This is a genomic window from bacterium, from assembly GCA_035370465.1.
Classification (GTDB): Bacteria; Ratteibacteria; UBA8468; order B48-G9; family JAFGKM01; genus JAGGVW01.
Window position 1 is genome coordinate 32,188 of the sequence record DAOOVW010000006.1, and the last position, 18,665, is coordinate 50,852.

At 30.3% G+C, this 18,665-nt stretch carries 15 protein-coding genes and 2 tRNA genes; 4 read left to right on the top strand and 13 right to left on the bottom strand.

Annotated features, from left to right (window positions below; genetic code table 11):
- Positions 1-664, top strand: a 664-nt coding sequence (locus tag PLW95_01640) for a DUF1614 domain-containing protein (protein HOV21372.1), incomplete at its 5' end; no start/stop codon positions are given.
- A 281-nt stretch (positions 665-945) separates the two neighbouring features.
- On the opposite strand, the gene PLW95_01645 is transcribed toward PLW95_01640, so the two are convergent.
- The 8 genes from PLW95_01645 to PLW95_01680 form a co-directional block, all read right to left on the bottom strand.
- Positions 946-1,272 (bottom strand): DUF4387 domain-containing protein, encoded by a 327-nt coding sequence (locus PLW95_01645; protein HOV21373.1) that lies wholly within the window; start codon positions 1,270-1,272, stop codon positions 946-948.
- Positions 1,273-1,287: 15 nt separating this feature from the next.
- Positions 1,288-2,658: an acyclic terpene utilization AtuA family protein gene (locus tag PLW95_01650; GenBank protein HOV21374.1), complete on the bottom strand. Its 1,371-nt coding sequence runs from the start codon at positions 2,656-2,658 to the stop codon at positions 1,288-1,290.
- Between the two features lie 73 nt (positions 2,659-2,731).
- Positions 2,732-2,920 carry an integrase core domain-containing protein gene (locus tag PLW95_01655; GenBank protein HOV21375.1) on the bottom strand — a complete coding sequence of 63 codons (189 nt, stop codon included), beginning with the start codon at positions 2,918-2,920 and terminating at the stop codon, positions 2,732-2,734.
- Between the two features lie 57 nt (positions 2,921-2,977).
- Positions 2,978-3,049: transfer RNA gene (locus PLW95_01660), tRNA-Met, on the bottom strand.
- Positions 3,040-3,639 (bottom strand): RdgB/HAM1 family non-canonical purine NTP pyrophosphatase, encoded by a 600-nt coding sequence (gene rdgB, locus PLW95_01665; GenBank protein HOV21376.1) that lies wholly within the window; start codon positions 3,637-3,639, stop codon positions 3,040-3,042. Before rdgB ends, PLW95_01660 begins: the two co-directional genes overlap by 10 nt.
- Positions 3,611-4,351: a ribonuclease PH gene (gene rph / locus PLW95_01670; GenBank protein HOV21377.1), complete on the bottom strand. Its 741-nt coding sequence runs from the start codon at positions 4,349-4,351 to the stop codon at positions 3,611-3,613. The genes rdgB and rph overlap by 29 nt, the downstream gene beginning before the upstream one ends.
- The gene (locus PLW95_01675; protein ID HOV21378.1) at positions 4,342-6,279 is read right to left on the bottom strand and encodes a hypothetical protein; all 1,938 of its coding nucleotides are present in this window, start codon (positions 6,277-6,279) and stop codon (positions 4,342-4,344) included. Before PLW95_01675 ends, rph begins: the two co-directional genes overlap by 10 nt.
- Positions 6,263-7,207, bottom strand: a complete 945-nt coding sequence (locus tag PLW95_01680; protein ID HOV21379.1) for a carbohydrate kinase family protein — start codon at positions 7,205-7,207, stop codon at positions 6,263-6,265. Before PLW95_01680 ends, PLW95_01675 begins: the two co-directional genes overlap by 17 nt.
- A 120-nt stretch (positions 7,208-7,327) precedes the next feature.
- Between PLW95_01680 and PLW95_01685 the strand changes: the two genes are divergently transcribed.
- Positions 7,328-7,400, top strand: a tRNA-Ala gene (locus tag PLW95_01685).
- Positions 7,401-7,578: 178 nt separating this feature from the next.
- Here the strand turns inward: PLW95_01685 and PLW95_01690 are convergent.
- From PLW95_01690 to PLW95_01700, 3 genes are read right to left on the bottom strand one after another with little or no spacing between them, the layout of a single operon-like run.
- On the bottom strand, positions 7,579-8,313 hold the full coding sequence (locus tag PLW95_01690) for a glycerophosphodiester phosphodiesterase family protein (GenBank protein ID HOV21380.1): 735 nt from the start codon (positions 8,311-8,313) through the stop codon (positions 7,579-7,581).
- Between the two features lie 20 nt (positions 8,314-8,333).
- Positions 8,334-11,594, bottom strand: coding sequence for a PDZ domain-containing protein (locus PLW95_01695; protein ID HOV21381.1), 3,261 nt, complete (start codon positions 11,592-11,594; stop codon positions 8,334-8,336).
- A 50-nt stretch (positions 11,595-11,644) separates the two neighbouring features.
- The gene (locus PLW95_01700) at positions 11,645-12,583 is read right to left on the bottom strand and encodes an AEC family transporter (protein ID HOV21382.1); all 939 of its coding nucleotides are present in this window, start codon (positions 12,581-12,583) and stop codon (positions 11,645-11,647) included.
- Positions 12,584-12,754: 171 nt separating this feature from the next.
- Between PLW95_01700 and PLW95_01705 the strand changes: the two genes are divergently transcribed.
- Positions 12,755-13,834: a Gfo/Idh/MocA family oxidoreductase gene (locus tag PLW95_01705; protein ID HOV21383.1), complete on the top strand. Its 1,080-nt coding sequence runs from the start codon at positions 12,755-12,757 to the stop codon at positions 13,832-13,834.
- A complete protein-coding gene (locus PLW95_01710; protein HOV21384.1) occupies positions 13,827-16,184 on the top strand; it encodes a glycoside hydrolase N-terminal domain-containing protein in 2,358 nt (785 codons plus the stop codon). Before PLW95_01705 ends, PLW95_01710 begins: the two co-directional genes overlap by 8 nt.
- A gap of 94 nt (positions 16,185-16,278) precedes the next feature.
- On the opposite strand, the gene PLW95_01715 is transcribed toward PLW95_01710, so the two are convergent.
- On the bottom strand, positions 16,279-17,901 hold the full coding sequence (locus PLW95_01715; GenBank protein HOV21385.1) for a carbon starvation protein A: 1,623 nt from the start codon (positions 17,899-17,901) through the stop codon (positions 16,279-16,281).
- Between the two features lie 269 nt (positions 17,902-18,170).
- Positions 18,171-18,665, bottom strand: a 495-nt coding sequence (locus PLW95_01720) for a pyruvate ferredoxin oxidoreductase (GenBank protein ID HOV21386.1), incomplete at its 5' end; no start/stop codon positions are given.

Here is an 18,665-nt window from a genome sequence, read left to right on the forward strand (position 1 = left end):
AAACATAATGTTCTTTTTGCCTTTTTCAATACTACTACTTTTGATTTTTATTTTACTTCTGCCTTTTTTCTTTTTACTTGTTCAGGTAGAAATAATAAAAATTGCTTTAAGTAAATTAGGACTTTCTCCATATATGGCTCTTTTAATATTTCTTTTATCTCTAATTGGCAGTACCATAAATATCCCTCTTTTTTCCAGAGAAGTTACAGGAGTAGTTCCTAATAGAGAAATGTTCTTTATTTTCAATCCATTTGGTATGCCAGAAGTTCAGACAAAACAAATAATAGCAATAAATATAGGAGGAGCAATAATTCCACTTTTTCTTTGTATATATCTTCTACCAAAGGCACCACCACTTCCCACTTTATTTGCGACTTTAATTTCAATTATTGTTTGTTTTAAAATATCAAAAATTGTTCCTGGAATGGGAATTGTTATACCTTCTTTAATTCCACCAATAATAGCGGTTCTCTGTGCTTATATTTTTTCTCCTGGAAATAAAATCCCAGTTGCGTATATTTCAGGAGTTCTTGGTGTTTTAATAGGAGCAGACCTTCTCAACCTAACTAATTTGGGTAATTATCCTGGAATTATGAGTATTGGTGGAGCAGGTGTTTATGATGGTATATTTCTTGTAGGTATCATTTCTGCACTACTTGCATAACTAATAGCCGTTCTATTTTATCAAACCACTGCTTATAATATTCATTTTTTATGATATTAGATATTAGTTAGATACTTTATATCATAAGATTTTATTGACCCCTGTTCATATCCCCAACATGGAAGCACACAGATACAAAATTTTAATACTCACACTCAAAACTCAAAAATAAAAATCTTTTATTTTTATTGCCTGCTACTCTTTACTTTTCAGTCAATGCAATTAAGTAAGTACACACTGACTGAGTATTTCCCTTATTTCATATTCAATAGAAAAATGACTCATTTTGAAATAGGTATTTCCAGGGCAAGAAGAGGTGGATATTGCTGGCATCCAAAAATATCCTTTTCACCTGGTGAACCACTCGGTCTATTACGCAAAAAAGTAAATTTGATAGCATAAGCAGGATCAAACTCAACAAAATCTGTTATGCGACCAATGTCAATATTATAAAGTTTTGATATGTTCTCCCTACTTAACACACCACTCTTTCTGACCATTTCGTAGTTATCAGCGCTATTAAAAATTATATCAAAGGTAATTTTATCAGTACCTGCATTTTTGCTACGAATTGTCTTTGCTAAATCACTTAATTTAACAGTTTTCATAAAATTCTCCTTATATTATTCATCGGAATAGGTAAATTTAACTTTAAAAAGGTCCATTGGATTATTTACCGGGATAGTATGATTCATTGTCCACTCATAGGCAACACCGTCATATATTGTTTCATGTGTTATAAATGCAGCACTACCAGCCGTTCCTTTTACATCCGGTAATCTGGCATAAAAAAGTTGCATCCATCCACAAAAAGTGATTTCTTTTGCCAATTCCTTTGTTGCTGCTACTCCCTCTACTACTATACACAACTCATGTGATCTGACTTCCCGGACTGGTTCCCACTCTTCCATAACTCCGTTTTTCCCATAGATATGAAAATAAAGCTCATATTTTTCTCCTGGAAATTGTTCCTGCACTTGCTTTCTGCACCAAGCAATAACCCTGTCAATATTTTTGATTGAATATGGATCCCGAATACCTGCTATTCCAATATACCTTTCACCAACTTTACCTGCTCCTTCAATTTTAACTCTTATTTCTTCTGCTGGAATAAATTTCGGACCAGTAATACAACAAGTTTTTTTATCATACTGAACATATTGACAACTACTCATATCCAACATACCACCCACAAAATATTCAAAATAGGGATTAGACCGTTCATACATTGCATGACCTGCCACTGATGCAACTGTACAATATTGTTCTGGATGCATCGCCTTGACCTTAATGTCTTGCTCAGTAATAATTCCAATAATTGTTTCCTTTGCCCCGTAAGGTTCAGCACAGAAAGAAGCACACTCCATTATTTTACCAAGGCAATATGCAAGTCCTTCTGGAAATCCTTCTCTTATTGCTGGTGCAGCAAAAATAGCAACATCACCTGAACGGCCTCCAATGATAACATCAACACCCATATCCAATGCCTTGTGATAGGGATGAATACCAGCAACAGCAACAATATTATTCGTCTTATCAATGTCTCCCATGGTTAAATTTTTTCTACCATCCAGTCCTTTAATTTCTTTCCCCTTTTTTAGCAAATTTTTAAGATAATTTTTTGTTAAATCGGAATAGAAATATCCTATCTTAAATTTTGGTAGTTTATGTTTTAAAGCAATCTCCTTAATATATTTTATATACCTATCAACCATAACTTTTGAACCACAATCTCCAGCCGAGCCAATAATCATTGGGATATTTTTCTTCCTTGATTCAACCAACATTAGTTCTAAATCATGTTTCTGGTTTCTTTCTGAACTGAAACTTTTGTTGGCTCCAAGTGCACCCGGACCCACGTCATCACTTCCTGAATCAGCAATAATATAGTCAGGATTTTCTTCTATCCCTGCATAAAAACTTGCTTCTTTGATGGGGGCAGTTCCCAAATGCCCAGTAGAACATAAAAACTTCAGCATTTTCTTTCTATCCATATCGCTCCTTCGTTTTTATTGATTGGTTGTAAAATTTTTATCTAAAAAAATTTTAACCATACTTTTAAAAATATCAAATTTTTGTATGAGTTGGGTACATCGGTAACACTTTTTTATTCAAATTTTGTTGTTTTTTCATCTCAATAAATTCCATTGGTGTTAACATATCAAGAGAACGATGTGGTCTATTAAAATTATACTCTACTAACCAGTCAGTTAAAAGACCATTAAATATAGAAAGGTCATCAATATAATTGCCCATCTGCAAAAACTCTTCTTCTAATGCCTATTAAATTTCTCTCCATTTAAGGAAGAGAAGTGGCGGGATGGGGATTTGAACCCCAGACTTACCGGGTATGAGCCGGTTGCTCTACCACTGAGCTACCCCGCCTTTTTTAATAAATATTCTGCTAATTTTCTGAAAGCAATACTTCTATGGCTGATTTTATTCTTTTCTTCAACTGAAAGTTGTGCAAATGTTTTTCCAATTTCAGGAATTTCAAATACAGGGTCATATCCAAACCCATTTTCTCCTCTTGGCTGGAATGTTATAATACCTTCAACCTCACCTTTAAAAAATTTTCTCTTATGGTCTTCTATAAGACAGATAACAGTGATAAATTTACCTTTTCTATCTTCTTTATTTTTTATATTTCCCATCATTTTCAACAATTTCTCAATATTTTTTCTGTCATCTCTATAAGTAGAAGAAAATCTCGCTGACTTAACACCGGGCAGTCCTCCTAATTTTTCAACCATAAGTCCTGAATCTTCACCTACAACAGGTATATTATTTTTAAGGAAATTTTTAAGATAATTTGCTTTTATAAAAGCATTTTCTTCAAATGTATTTCCTGTTTCTTCTGGGAACATTATATCCTCAGGACATTTTATAACTTCAATTCCTGTATCTTTTAAAATATCCTGAATTTCTTTTATTTTATCTCTGTTTTTAGTTGCCAAGTAAAAATTCAATTTCATCTTTTAATATTTTCTTTTCAATCTCAATTATTTCTTTTATACCTTTTTCACCAAGGGTAATAAGGTTGTCAAGTTGTTCTTTTGAGAAAGAATATCCTTCTCCTGTTCCCTGAATTTCAACAAATTCATTACTTCCTGTCATAATAAGATTCATATCAACACTCGCAACAGAGTCCTCTGAATAATCAAGGTCTAAAAGATAATTTCCATAAACTATTCCGGCGCTTATGCCTGCGAGATAGTCCTTTATAATTGGTAATCGTAAATGATTTGTTTTTTTTAAGTTATTCAAAGCAAGAACAAGTGAAATAAATCCACCTGTGACCGATGCTACCCTTGTTCCTCCATCTGCCTGTAAAACATCACAATCAATCCAGATTGTTCTCTCATCAAGATTTTTCAAATTGATAATTCCCCTTAAAGACCTGCCTATCATCCTTTGAATTTCTTGACTTCTACCAGAAAAGTTTGAACTTCTTGGGACTCTTTCACTTGTTGAAGATGGGAGTAAAGAATATTCTGCTGTAACCCATCCATTTCCAGAGTCCTTAAGCCAGGCAGGTACTTTTTCTTCAATATTTGCAGTACATAAAACTCTTGTATCTCCAATTTCTATAAGACAGGAACCACCGGCATATTTAATAAAATTTTTTGTAATTTTAATTTCTCTTATTTCATCATTTTTTCTATTACCTTTTCTTTTTATCTCCATTGGGAATACCTCTCTTTCCAAGTATTTTGTTCAAAAAATATAGTTGGCAGAATTAAAAAAGAAAAAGAAAAATTATCTCTATCTCTACTCATTTTAAAATCAATAGTTAAACAATGCAATTTTCTCCATATTTCATATGACTGAACAGGAATATTTTCTGTCTCAAAATCATAATAAATACCAACACGATATTTCCAGTTTTCATTTATTTTTTTTTCAACCCAGTTTTCAATACCACAAATATCATTATCTTCTTCATATCTTGTTCCAAAAGAATATTTAAAATTTTCTTTCTCAAAAATAAGGTCATTTATTCCAAAGGCATAACTTCCTTTATTAAAATCAAAATCGTTTTCACCAGTAATTGAAAAATTATTATTTATTTTAATTTCATAATCAATGTATGTATTATTAAATTCATTTCTATTAAAGTCATAGGCATTAGAAATAGAAATATTACCTGTATATTCACTTTTTTTAAATAAATTCCAGTCAAAATTAACTTCCATAAATTTCCCGTTTTCCATTTCTTCATAAGGACTTAATGGAGGCAATTGAAGTGGTTTATATTTTGTAGTCCTGTTATAAAAATATATTGAAGGATTAAAGATTGTCTCTTTTTCGTTTTGTTTTTTTATCATAGCAGTTGAAAGTTTAATACCAACTTCTGAAATATAATTTAATTTGTCATCGGAAGAGTTATTATAGTTAATTCCAGAAAAAGATATAAAGGGAGAAAGAGTAAAAAAGCCAATATTATTTTTATTTTCAAACATTATTTTTTCTACTGCTCTAAAATAGTTATCATTATTATAATAAAAATTTGTAAGGGAAAAATTATTTGAGAAAAAAATGGGTGTATTGGAAATTTGTTTATAAGGAGTAAAAATTTGAATTTCTGGTAATTTTTCAACACTTAAAATTTCTTCTCTGGCATTTTCTCTTATGTTGAAATTAAAAAAAGTATTGTTATAGTTATGAGTTATTGAAAAGTAGTTATATGTTTTTGATTTTGAATAATATTTTTCAGAAAAGAAATCATTAAAGAAATCATTATCATACATCCATCTCCAGTCAAAAATTATATCCCCACTGCCTTGTGGTTTTTCATAATTTTTTTGGAAGTTCCCTATTACCCCTGGCTGAACTTTATCTTCATCATACTTTTTCATTCCCAATGCCTGGAAATTAAAATTATTTTCTTCGGATTTTGCATTTATCCCAGTACCTATTCCCTTACTTCCAATATGAAAAAATTCTTTTAAGTCAATATCATTTTTTTCATTTTTCTGGAAAAAATCAACTTCTAAATTTCTTCCTATTCTTGTTTTATAACTAATTTTTGCCTGTGTTGATGGCTGTTTTTCTTTTATATGATATTTGAATTTTGGGAAATAAAATACATTATAATTTCCAGCAATAACTTTCATCTTTTCTATTTTAATGTAATCATTTTCAACATAAGTTATTCTATCAGCACCAAATCTGTAATGAGGGTGGTCTAAATCACATGTAGTTATATATCCATTTTCTATAATTAATGAGTTGCCTTTTTTTTCAAGATTTTTCCCTTTTCCATAAAAAGGTGGAGAAGAAAATGATGCACCTGTTAAAATCCAGTAATCCTTATCTAAATAATATTTTGCATTTTCTACATCAAATTCCCCCATTTCTGCCTTTACTTTCACATTTCCATTACAAGAAATTTCACCTGTTATTTTATTAAACTCTGCTTGCTGACAAAAAAGATGGACATCTTTATAAATTACTTCAACATTTCCAATTAAAGAAATACCAGACAATTCTCCATTTTCAGTGAAATTAACATTCATTTCATCTGCTGTATAATAAATTGTTTCAATTTCAGAAGAATATAAAAAAGAAGAGAAGAAACAAAGTAATATAATAAATTTAAATTTTGATACCATATTTTGTCCAGAAATTTTTCAGGTCATCCCAGGAAATAATTCCTGAAGTTGCCCCTACTGATGTTGTTATTTTTGCTCCTACGACATTTGCAAGAAGACCACATTTTTCAAAATTATAGTTATTCACAATTCCGGTAATAAATCCAGCAACATATCCATCTCCTGCGCCAGTTGTATCAACAACATCTACATTTAAAGCAGGGAAATAATGTCTTTCTTTTGAATTAACAATATAGGACCCCTTTTCTCCCATTTTTATACCAACATTCCTAACTCCTTTTGAAAGTAAAAAATCACCTATTTCTTCTACATTTTCCTTTCCTGCTATCACCTTTGCTTCTTCATAACTTGGCAGAAAATAATCTATATATTTTAATGTTCCTTCAATTAAAGAAAGATGCTCAACTTCTGCATTCCACACAGTATCAAGAACTGTTATAAGCCCCATTTCTTTTGCTTTTTTTAGTGTTTCCTCTGTTGGTCTGCCATCAAACTCTGGCATAACAAAAGTCCCTGCTATATGTAAAATATGAAAATTTTTCATATTATCAAAGTCAATATCTTCAATTCTCAATTTTGAATTTGCTCCAATTGAATGAAGAAAAGACCTCTCTCCATCAGGATAAACTAAAACAGATGTTCCTGAGGTATTTATTTCATCAGTAATTTTAATTCCGTCTGTATCTATACCCTCTTCCTTTAATTTGTTTATTAAAAACTTACCTAAATTATCATTTCCTACTTTACCAATAATTGCTACATTACAACCTAATTTTTTCAAATCAATCCCCGTATTTGCTGCACAACCGCCAATATGTAATTCTGCCCTATCTACAAGATTCAATTTACCCTTTTCAGGCATTTTTCTAACTGGTTTTACAAGAAAATCACCTACTATAATTCCAATACATAAGACCTTTTTTCCCATATTAACTCCTTTTTTAATACAATTTTTTGTCTCGCGAACTAATACAATTTTATGTATTTTCTTTGTTTCTGTCAATTTTAAATTGACATTAAAGGAAACAAAAATTATAATAAAGTTATTGGGGGATTAGCTCAATTGGGAGAGCACCAGGCTGGCAGTCTGGGGGTCAAGGGTTCAAATCCCTTATCCTCCACTTTCTCTTCTACAAGAAGGGTTTGAACCCTTGGGGGGCAAAAGGGTCAAACCGACTAAAGAGGCAAAGTATAGCAAAGCAGAGTTGGTGCGGCAGGAACTTTGACTTCTTTGTGTAAGCACAATCCCTTATCCTCCACTTTATCTTTTTGGAAGGTTATAGAATAGAAGTTAAATTCTTACTTTTCTTTTAAAATTCTAATAAGTATATCAGGTCTGTTTGTTAAAATTGCATCTGCCCCATTTTCAATAAGTTTTTTCATTTCATTTTCTGTATCAGCAAAAAACACATTAACAAATATCCCATAGGAATGTGCTTTATCAATTAATTCCTTTGTTACTTCATAAGATGGGGTAAAAAATTGTAAAATAGGGCATTTCAAACGATGGGTCTCTTCAATATATTCAACAGGGTTTGTCTGTGTTCTCATATTGCAAATACGAATTTCTTTACACATTTCTCTTGCTAATTGAATTTGACTTGCATGAATTGCAAGATAAGAATTATTTATTCTTTTTCTTTCTTTTAAGGTAATAATAACATTTCTTGTAATAACAGGATTTGGTAGAAGATGAAGATTTAATTCTATATTATCAGGTATGGAATCTAATGCCTCTTCAAAAGTAGGGATTGTAGTACCTTTAAATGCGGGACTGAACCAGGAACCTGCATCTAAATCTTTTACTTGTTCTATTGTTAACTCCTGTATTTTCCCTGTTCCATCTGTAGTTCTATCTACACTTTCATCATGAAGAATTACCAAAGTCCCATCTTTTGTAATTTTTACATCCATTTCAATACCATCCACACCAAGTTTTGCTGCCTCTTTGAAGGCAACAACTGTATTTTCTGGAAATTTTCCAGAAAAACCCCTATGTGCAATTACTTTTACTTTTTTCTTTGTATTTGACATAACTTTTCTCCTTTATTTTTCTAATTTTCAGAGTTTATTTTTTGTTTTAAAATTGCTGCACTTGTTTGTAATTTCTGTAATCTATTTGTTAGTTTTTTAATACTTTCAGAATATATATCTGTCCCTTTCTCCAAAAGAATTATATTTTTCCACATATAATATTGCTCAGTTAAGTCATATGTAGTATCTGCTGTAATTGATAAATATTTCCATACTGCCCCTGGAACAGTTTTATCAAGTTCAAGCAATCCATTTATTTGAGAAATCCCATCTTTTATTATCTCAAGTGTTTCTATAAATGAGCGGGGGTCTATTTCAGAAAGGTCCACAAAATCTTTAGTTTCTTTTGTTTCTTTTAAACTTTGTATTAAAGAGCAGGTATATTTATATTTTTCAATTAATTCATCTGGCTTATCAGGTAATTTTTTCGCAAGTTTATATATAGTTTCATATCTATTCTGTAATCCTTCAATACCTATGTCTATAAGTAAATCTCCAACCCTGTTTATACTTCTTTCATATTTTTCTGTTGCTTCTTTTTCAATTTCTTTGAATTGTTCAGTAAGTAATTGACTTGATTGAATAAGTTTTAATAATACTTCACGAGTGGAAGATATTTCTTTATTTACTTTATCTAACTCCTCTGCCCATTTTACACAATTCTTTTCCCATTTTTCCTCTTCTGAAATTGAAGAAGATGAATTTTGAGTTTTTGTATCTTGTTGACCCGATATTGAGATATTTTTAATTGGATTAACAATAGCATTGTTTTTTAATGTAATTAATAAATCAGGTGCCTTATAAGGATTGTTTTTATACTGAATAATATTATCTCTGATTTGTTGTAGTTTTTTTATTGCTTCATTCTGAGATTTTATTGCTTTTTCTTTTATTTCTTCTGCTTTATCTGGTGAAGTGGTAATTATTGTTTCTGCATATTGGAGGTCTTTATTAACAGAACTTATAGTTTCAAAACATTCATTTATCTGAGAAATTGCTTCCTTGGTGGTTATAGCATATGGGGCTGCTTCATTTGGCATAGGTATATTGGGAATTGGTGGTAAATTTGAAAGGTCAATTTCTCCTGTCATAGCACGGGCACTTCTTTCTGCAAGGTTTCTTGCATCTTCTAAATTACCATTTATAGCAGAATTTACTGCCTGTTCTGCAAGAACTACGCTTCCTGCTAATTGTTTTAGTACATCTGAAGTTCTATTAACATCAGTTTGAATTTTCATCCATTCTTCACCTTCTTCCTGACCAAAACTTGCGCCTCCTGACTGAATTAATATCATTGAACCTTTACCATTTGTAATTTGTAATGTTATTGCCCAAAACCCATTTACATTTTTAGGTTGGTCAAAATACATAGAAGAAGTGTTTAGTACATTAATAGTATAATTGTTTTGTTTAGCCCATCTTGCTAAACATACAAGTTTTGCAACTTCTCTCATTATATGAAATTCAGGAAATATTTTTGCATATTCATCATAATTCTTGGTTAGAAATTCTCCATACTTTTTAGCCGTCTCATTAAGAAAATTAGTTGTTTCTGGTGATTGGTTTTTAAATGTTCTCTTTAAAAAACCCACTATTTTAACTTCGGACTTCTCAAACACAATAATACTCCCATCCTTAGAAATTTTCATATCAACATATCCTGGAACTAATGTATGTCCACTTGTTGCCCCAATATCAAAAGGTAGTTCATAATTTTTCTCTTTTTCTTCCTTTTGTATAAACTCCATTTCAGTTAAATGTTCTGGGAATTTTTCCTTTACATCTGGAAAATTATTAATATTTTTTAACTTATAATCGGCTTTAAATAAAATTTCTCCTAATAGTGAACCTGCCTTTACATTTTTAAAGACAAGTTCTGATTGTGGTATAGGTAAATTATACAATTTTGAAATTAATTCCGGACCTAATACTAATCCATTTAACATTTTTTCTCCCATTTTTTCAGATATAAAGAAAGTAAATCTCTTGCCCATATAGTCAATAATTGTATCTACTGGTTGTCTACCTGACCTAATAGAAGAAATAATTTTTTGAAGTTCATTTTCTGGAGCATCCATTTTTCTGCACAGTTCTGATATACATAGAATAATCGCTTCTTTTCGGAATTCTTCTGGGAATAAGATTTTCTTATCAAGTTCATGATATTTATCATAGATATTAAGTGCTTTTGCCATATTTGAAAGTCGTTCCTCAGGGGTATTCCCAGAAGTAATTGCAATTAACCCATTTGCTGCTTCTGGAGCACCTGCTCCTTTTAATAATTTTGCTCCTAACTGAAATAGTTCGGATTCTGAAAGGTCAATTTCTCCAATAGATGCTCTGTATAATCTCTTGAACTCATCACCTGTCATTCCCACAGCAGATGCGATATTATTAAAGAAACGGCGATTATCTGTTTCTAATGTTGGGTCTTTTAAAAGAAGATTTACCAACTTTTGCATTTCTTGGTCTGTATAGGCAGGGTCTTTTTCCATCTTTTTCAAGTCCTGAGAAATCAATTGGTCAACTTTTTTAAGTATTTCATCTTCCTGTGGAGTTGGTTCAATTGAAACAGATGGATAAGGATTTTCCAGTAAATCTTTTAAAATATCTTCATATGGTATATCACCTGTTGCATAAGTTGGGTCATAACTACCTATAAAAGTAATTATATGTGTTTTTTGGTCAATTAAAGCATATTTAAGGGTATTTATGGCGGTAAGTTCATTTTTCATTGGGAAAAATAAATTATTTTTTGGAGAATTTTCAGCCAATGTTTGTGAAGGAACTACAACTGGTTTGATTTTCAAAACTAATTTAATATTATTCCGTAAGACAACAACAGGATATTCTGTATCCACATTTAAACTATGCATGATTTCAAAAACTTCTTTTACAGATGAAATTTGTCTATCTGCAAGTTCAATTATAATATCTCCATTATTTATTCCTGCAATTTCCGCTGGAGAATTTTTAAGTACCTGCTGAACTTTGGCACCTTTAATTTGTGAATTATCTGGTAAGTCCGTAATTATAATGCCAATCCATGGTTGTGTATTTTTCATTGATTGGATTCTTTCCTTAACTTCAGGACTTACCTGTCGAGCACTAAGGAGGTAGAAATTTTGACAATTATTACTCAATTTCATTTGAATTTTTGATATATTTTGAGAAAAAATTGGACTTATAAAAAAAATATCTATAAAAAAAACAAAATATAATAGTTTTTTCATCATATTACCTATTATTTCTAATTTTGATAAATTATTTAACATTTTCATTTGTAAAAATTTATCCTATTCATCTTTTTTTGTCAATTACTGAATCTTCATCAAAGAATTGTAAGATATAAAGGAATTGTAAAAAGAGAAAATATGTGAGTAAGAAATGTTGTTACAGCAGCATATTCTGAATCAGCATTATATGCTTCACTTAAAACAATGCTTGCAATTGCTGTTGGCATAATTGCGACGATTGAAAGTATAAGTTTTGTTTCATATGGAAATCCAAGTATGTTGAAAAGAAATATTGAAATAGAGGGAATAAAAAATAATCTCAAAAAAATTAGAATAGTATTTTTTAAATTAAATAATTCTTCCTTTTTTATATCTCCCATTCTGCATCCAGCAATAAATAAAGCAAGTGGAGATGTTATTTTTCCAAGAAGGTCAGTTGCAATTAAAATTGAAGATGAAAATGTTTTTAAATATTGATTTGAAATTGTAATTATACTTCTATCCCTTATAAAAATTAAAACAACAGAAATTAAAATTGCAATCATAGGAACACTCAATAAATTTTTAAAAGAGCCTTTCCTTATTTTATTTCCTGTTAAAGCAATAATTCCAAATGTCCAGACAGAAATTTCTGAACCAAAAGTTGAAAGTATTAATTTGGGTATCTTTTGTTCTCCTAAAAGCACAATAATAATAGTAATTGGTAAAAAAGAATAATTATTGATTGCACATTGAAATCTGAAAGTATTTTTTTCTTTTTCAGTTCCGAATTCTAAAAATTTTGAAACAAAAATACCTGTTAAATAACCAATAAACATAAGTATAAAAGTACCTAATGGTAATTGCCATCCACTGATAATGTCATTTGTAGTAAAATTATTTAGAAATGATGAGAAAATAAGAGATGGATAAAAAAAAGTAGTTATAGAAATTGACATCTCTTTTATTGTAGATAGAGATATATATTTTCTTTTTCTCGCAAAAAAGCCAAAAAGAATTATCAAAAAAACAGGTAGAATTTTAAGGAATATCATTTTTTTAAAATCTCTTTAATGAAATAAATAAATACAATTATTGAGTGAATTAAAGTATCGTAATAATTATATTTTTTTTAAATAATTTTTCAAATTTGTTCAATAATAAATACATAACTTATTTTGTATTTTTCTTTTCAAAGTTTATAATAAATTCAACAGGAAAATTAAATGAAAACATATAAAGTAGGAATTATTGGATTTGGATTTATAGGCAAAGTTCATGCTTATGGATATGAAAATTTAAAATATTATTACCCGAATTCTCCTTTTAGAGTTGAAATTGAAGGTATTTCAACATCAAGAGAAGAAACAGCAAAAAATGTTAAAGAAACCTATGGGTTTGAAACGACTTCTGATTATAGAAAACTTATTGAAAATAAAGAAATTGAAATAATTGATATTTCAAGTCCCAACATATATCATTTTGAGCAATTGATGTACGGGATAAAAAACAAAAAACATATTTATTGTGAAAAACCACTTGTTTGCACAATAGAAGAAACATTAGAACTTGAAAAAAAATTAAAAAATTTTGATAAAAACCATCAAGTAGTTTTTCATAATAGATTTTTCCCTTCAACTATAAAAACAAAACAATTTATAGAAAATGGGTCTATTGGGAACCCCACAATTTTTAGAATTGCCTATTACCATTCTGGAAGTGTTGATAAAAATAAACCAATTGGCTGGAAACAGGAAAAAGGAGCAGGTGTATTACTTGATATTGGCTCTCATGTTATTGATTTAATTTATTATTTTTTAGGTAATTTTAAAAATGTCTCTGGCAAAAGTAAAATTCTCTATCCTGAAAGAAAGACGAAAAATGGCAAAATTGTAAAAGTTGAGGTTGAAGACCATATTGTTATAAATGCTGAAATGGAAAATGGGGCAATTGGTATTATTGAAGCATCAAAAATAGCAACAGGAACAGAGGATGAGTTAAAATATGAAATATATGGAACAGAAGGAGCAATAAGATATAACTCAACTCAACCAAATTATCTGAACTTCTATAATAGAAAAGAAACAGAAAGTGGTTTTAAGAAAATACCAACTCTTGGAAATTATCCTGAAAGCAATTTTCCTGGACCTAAATTTACTACTGGCTGGATAAGAGGGCATATTCATTCTATATATTGTTTCATTAAATCAATTTATGAAAATAGCCCTGCAATTCCTTCATTTTTTGATGGTATTTACAATATGAAAATAATTGAGGATATAAAAAGTGGAGATGAAAATGCCTGATGAAATAGCAAAAAAAAAGAAGAGAGGTAAAATTTTGCAGAGTAAAAGTCATGATGTTTTTTTGAATTACCCTGCAAGAGATTGGGGTGAAGGGATACCTATTGGGAATGGATTTTTAGGTTCAATAATTTATGGAGACCCAAGTATGTTAAGTTTCACTTTAAATAGAAGTGATGTCTGGGATTATAGATATAAGGAATTTGACCCAGAAGGCAAATTAAAATTTAATCAGTTAAAAAATCTTTTAAAAAAGAGAAATGAGAAAGCATATAAAGATTTTGTAAAAGAGACAGAAGACCATAGTAGTAAATATCCATATCCTGCACCTCAAACATGTGGAAGGATGCAAATAAGTTTTAAATCAGATGCTGGAAGATATTGTCAACGATTAAGTCCTGAAATTGGGAAAACATTTATTGAATTTTCTTATAATAAGAAAAAAAGAGTTATTGAAGTATTTATTCCTCCTGAATTACCAATAATGTTTGTTAAAATAAAAGGTAAGAATTTAGAGCCATTTTCTATTTTTTTGAATCGTGATGGTTTATCAATAATACCTGAACTTATTAAATCAGAAATTCCTTCTGAAAAAATAAAAATAGAATATGCAGGAAATAAAGAATTATTCAAAATGATTGGTAAATTTCCTGATGGTTTATATTTTGAGGTTGGTATTAAAGAAAAAGAAGGTATTTTTTCATCAATAGATACAGGAAAAGGGAAAGTAGATATTCACCCTGATGGTAAAAATGAGATTACTATTGTTCTTGGAGTAGTATCTGGATATAAAAGAGAAAAACTTGATGAAGAAATTGCAAAGGTAATAAATAACTCATCAAAGAACTATACATTATTAAATACCAGACATTTACAGGAATGGGGAAAATTTTGGTCTCAGTCCTCAATTACTATTCCTGATAAATTGCTTGAACATATATGGTATATCAGTCAATATTTTTTGAATTCAACATTAAAATATGCAAATCAAGCACCTGGATTATATGGATTATGGACATATCATGATATTACTCCCTGGCGTGGGGACTATCATCTTGATAGAAATTTACAGGCGGTATTAGAACCACTTTTTTCATCAAATCATATAGAATTAGCAGATATTTATTATGATTTTTTTATTTCAGTACTACCTGAAATTCGTAAGCAAACAAAGAAATTTTATAGATGGGATGGAATATCTTTTCCAGGAAGTATTGGACCAAAAGGAGAAAATATGGGAGGATATTTTCCTGTATCACATTGGGAAGGTACCTCAGCTTGGATATCATTACTTTTCTGGTGGAAATATCGGTTCACTATGGATAATGACTTTTTAAAAGAGAAAGCATATCCATTTATGAAAGAATGTGGAATATTTTATGAAAAATATTTAGGAGAAAAAAGAGAAGATGGTAAATATCATCTATGGCCATCGTATCTTCCTGAAACAGGTGAGAATAGTATGAAAGCGTGGGGAACAGATTCTGCAATTGATATAGGATTATTGAGATTTTTATTTGGTGCTTTAATAAAGGCAGCAAAAATTCTGGGAAAGGATAAAGAAGATATAAAAAAATGGGAAGAAATATTATCCGGGCTACCTGATTATCCTACATGGGATGGAGCAATAGTAGATTATCAGGAATGGCCAGAGTTGTACGAGAAAGAAAGCATATTTACTGATGATTTGAGGATTGCCCCTATTTATCCAATAGGAGATATTACTCAGGATAGTCCTGATGAACTATTAGAACTGGGTAAAAGAACATTTTATAGTCTTGGAAAACATCATGCGAGAATCTGGTTATTAACTGAATCTGTGGTTGCATCCCGTCTTGGCATATCAGAATTGTCTTATGGGTATATAAAAAGATGGGCTCAACATATTACTCCACAGGGAATTGGAACTTATTCTACAGGAATATCTATTGGCTGGCGTGATACATCTCTAAATGATGGTATTCGTAAATTATATAAATTGGTGCCATGGAACTATTCAGTATTTGGTATAGAATTTCCATCTAATTTTATTTCTGCATTAAACGAAATGCTTTTACAAAGTTGTGGTGAAAAAATAAGAGTGTTTCCTGCTATTCCAAAGGAATGGAAAGAAGTGAAATTTGAGAATTTTAGAGCAGAGAGGGCATTTTTAATTAGTGCTTATATGAAGGATGGAGTTGTAAATAAGATAGTAGTAAAAAGTATTAAAGGAGAAGAACTTTTACTTGTGAACCCTGAACCCGCAAGGAAATTTTGTATAAAGAAAAATGGTAAAAAATTAGGAATAGGAGAGGGAAAAATTTTCAGATTAAAAACAACTCCTTCTTCCTGTTATGAATTCACAATAAAATGAATTTATAGCATTTTTTGCTATTAAATTTTTAAAAATATCCAGTGATATTAAGAATACTCTCAGGGTTTAGATTGTTTCATAGAGATAAAAAAAATCAATGGTTTCGTTTTTCCCTGATGCTCTCAACTATAAAGAATAATGCAAGTAGAACAATTATAGAGGCAATATTTCCAAGAAGAAGTTTTTTATTTAAATAAAAATCCTTTGCCTGAATTATTAAAGCAACAATTGTTGTTAAGAACATAAATATTGAAGGGTAAAAAAGAACTTTTGAGTTCTTTCCTCTTTCAGAAAGGTATAAAGCACATATAAGAAGAACAACTGCTGCAACGAGTTGATTTGAGGCACCAAATACAGGCCATATTTTCTGCCAACTGCCAAAAGCAAGATATCCAGCAATTATAATTATAAAAATAGTGGCAAAATATCTATTTTTAAAAATATTTATTTTAAATGTATCACCAAACAATTCCTCAGAAATATACCTTGTTATTCTTGTAGCAGTATCAAGAGTTGTTAAAACAAAACTATTTATTATAACAATTGCCAGCATAGTTCCAAATTTTGAACCAAAAATTGGGGATGTTACCTGTCCATATCCAAGTGCAAATGTTCCTATCCAGTTCCCCCCTTTCATAAGAGAGGGATAATTAAGTAAAGAATTTGGTTCATTCCAATAAAGACCCGCAGTAACACATATTAAAGCAAGAATTGATAAAACCCCTTCTACAAGCATAGCCCCATAACCAATATTTTTTGCATATTTTTCATTATTAATTTGTTTTGAGGTTGTTCCACTTGAAACAAGAGAATGAAAACCACTTATCGCACCACAGGCAATAATAACAAACATCATGGGCCAAAGTGGACCATTTGAAGAAGAATATGAAACAAAGTTTGGAGTGTGAATTTGTGGATGTGTAATTACCAGTCCTAAATAGCCAAAAAGCAAACCAAAAAATAAAAGGAAAGAAGAAAGATAATCTCTTGGTTGAAGTAATAAATTAACAGGTAATACACTTGCAATAAGAGAATAAAGAAGTAGAATTACAATCCACGCTTTTGTTGCATAGGCAGGACTTATAACAACAGGATACCTGCTTCCTAAAAAGAAAAGTAAGACATAAAGAATAAGTGAAATTAAAGTTGCATGAATTTGAGGGAGATTAAATTTATAAACAGCAACACCAAAAAATATTGCAATTATTAATAGAGAAAAAGTTGGTATAACAATTTTTGGTTCTTCAATAAATGTTGTAGCAGTAACAGCAGCAAAAACAGCCACAACAAGAATAAGAGTGAACCATAAAAAAATAGAAAAGAAAATTTTCCCTCTTTTGCTTATTACAGAAGAAGAAATATCTCCTATGGATTTTCCTTCATTTCTTATACTCACCATTAAAGAAGAAAAATCATGTACTCCACCTAATAAAATTGAGCCAAAAACAATCCATAAAAAAGTTGGACACCATCCCCAACAAACAGCAGCAATTACAGGTCCAAGAATAGGGCCAGCCCCTGCAATTGAACCGAAATGATGTCCAAAAAGAATAGACCAGTGTTTTACAGGAACATAATCAACTCCATCTTCTTTTTTATAGGCAGGTGTTTTTTCATCAGGATTTACTTCCCATAATTTTTCTAAATACCTGCCATAAAATACATAAGCAATGAGAAAAAGAAAAATCCCAATTCCTGCAACTAATAGAGAGTTCATTTCCCCCTTCTTCTTTTTGCTTGTTTTTTTATATTTTTTTAATTATTTTTATTTTAACTGACAGAAGAGTAAAAATCAAATTATGTTTTATTAAGTGCTGTTTCAATGTGCTTATTGTCTATTTTTACTTTTTCTACAAGTTTTTCATCCTTGAATATTTCTATCAGATGACTTACCATTTTACTTTATTTGGTTAAAAAATAAGTATAAATCTTGTGCATATAAAAAAATTTCTTGTTTCTATACTAATCTATCTTTTTAATTAGAATCTATTCAGACCTTTTTAGAAGTGCTTCCCATCTTTTGTCAATTTCTTGTTGTATTTTGTCAAGGAGTTCTTTATTTTCTGGTTTTAGAAGGTGAGAAAATCTTCTTTGCAGTTTAAACCACTCAATAACTGGTTTTTTCTCTTTTGGCTTATATGTCAATTTGTATTTTCCCTCAACAACTTCATAAAGTGGCCAGATACATGTGTCTGCTGCAAGACGAGAAATTTCTAATGTAAGTTTTGGGTCATGAGGCCAGCCAAGTCGGCAGGGAGAAAGGATATCTATAAAGGCAAAACCATCAAAAGTTGTCCCTTTTTCAACTTTATTTACAAGGTCATTCCATTTACCGGGTATTGATGTTGCAACATAAGGGATATTATGAGCAACCATTATTTCAGGTAAGTTTTTTTGCCATTGTAATTTACCGGGAATAACTTTACCAGAAGGAGAAGTGGATGTATGTGCCCCAAATGGAGTTGCAGAAGACCTCTGGAT

Excerpts from the sequence above, each read along its gene's own strand:
- PLW95_01645 (HOV21373.1), bottom strand. The coding sequence starts at position 1,272 with ATGAAAACTGTTAAATTAAGTGATTTAGCAAAGACAATTCGTAGCAAA.
- PLW95_01650 (HOV21374.1), bottom strand. The coding sequence starts at position 2,658 with ATGGATAGAAAGAAAATGCTGAAGTTTTTATGTTCTACTGGGCATTTG.
- PLW95_01655 (HOV21375.1), bottom strand. The coding sequence starts at position 2,920 with ATGGGCAATTATATTGATGACCTTTCTATATTTAATGGTCTTTTAACT.
- rdgB (HOV21376.1), bottom strand. The coding sequence starts at position 3,639 with ATGAAATTGAATTTTTACTTGGCAACTAAAAACAGAGATAAAATAAAA.
- rph (HOV21377.1), bottom strand. The coding sequence starts at position 4,351 with ATGGAGATAAAAAGAAAAGGTAATAGAAAAAATGATGAAATAAGAGAA.
- PLW95_01675 (HOV21378.1), bottom strand. The coding sequence starts at position 6,279 with ATGGTATCAAAATTTAAATTTATTATATTACTTTGTTTCTTCTCTTCT.
- PLW95_01680 (HOV21379.1), bottom strand. The coding sequence starts at position 7,207 with ATGGGAAAAAAGGTCTTATGTATTGGAATTATAGTAGGTGATTTTCTT.
- PLW95_01690 (HOV21380.1), bottom strand. The coding sequence starts at position 8,313 with ATGTCAAATACAAAGAAAAAAGTAAAAGTAATTGCACATAGGGGTTTT.
- PLW95_01695 (HOV21381.1), bottom strand. The coding sequence starts at position 11,594 with ATGAAAATGTTAAATAATTTATCAAAATTAGAAATAATAGGTAATATG.
- PLW95_01700 (HOV21382.1), bottom strand. The coding sequence starts at position 12,583 with ATGATATTCCTTAAAATTCTACCTGTTTTTTTGATAATTCTTTTTGGC.
- PLW95_01705 (HOV21383.1), top strand. The coding sequence starts at position 12,755 with ATGAAAACATATAAAGTAGGAATTATTGGATTTGGATTTATAGGCAAA.
- PLW95_01710 (HOV21384.1), top strand. The coding sequence starts at position 13,827 with ATGCCTGATGAAATAGCAAAAAAAAAGAAGAGAGGTAAAATTTTGCAG.
- PLW95_01715 (HOV21385.1), bottom strand. The coding sequence starts at position 17,901 with ATGAACTCTCTATTAGTTGCAGGAATTGGGATTTTTCTTTTTCTCATT.